This is a genomic window from Bradyrhizobium sp. NBAIM08 (assembly GCF_020193935.1).
GTDB classification, from domain to species: domain Bacteria; phylum Pseudomonadota; class Alphaproteobacteria; order Rhizobiales; family Xanthobacteraceae; genus Bradyrhizobium; species Bradyrhizobium yuanmingense.
The window spans coordinates 1-442 of record NZ_JADYVR010000422.1; the positions used below are offsets into that span (position 1 = coordinate 1).

Annotated in this window: 1 protein-coding gene; it reads right to left on the minus strand. The window is 45.0% G+C overall.

Annotation, left to right across the window (positions count from 1 at the left end; all coding sequences use genetic code 11):
• Window positions 1–442: hypothetical protein (locus I6F37_RS40220; RefSeq protein WP_225154412.1), on the minus strand; the 442-nt coding region annotated here is incomplete at both ends.

Genomic DNA, 442 nt, shown 5'->3' on the forward strand with positions numbered 1-442 from the left:
GAGTTATAGCGGCGGAAACCAACAGATTTTTGAGCAGTTTTTGGTGCTCTTTCACGTCAATTTCCGACTCGCGCAGGCACGTAATTGCCGTGCTTAGCGCCGACATTCCGATATCCGAACCGTCAATTTCGATTTCCTTCAGCTGCTTGAGCGAATCTATCTGAAAATTTTCCAGATTGTCGATCTCGGCTTTATTTTCGCCTGTAATTTTGTAGAATGGCTTAATCTTTATACGATTTTTACCGATCCATTTAATTCCCGCATTCTTACGCGTCTTGCACTCCAGACATACCGCAAAGCTATGATACGGATTGGCAAGACACGCCGGCAAATCCGCGTCGCACTTCAATAAAACGACCTCCCAACCCGAGCGTAGATACGTCTCCATCAAATTGAGTTCAATTTCCCAATGCGGAGTATAGGTCAGAGGGCTGTAAAATAA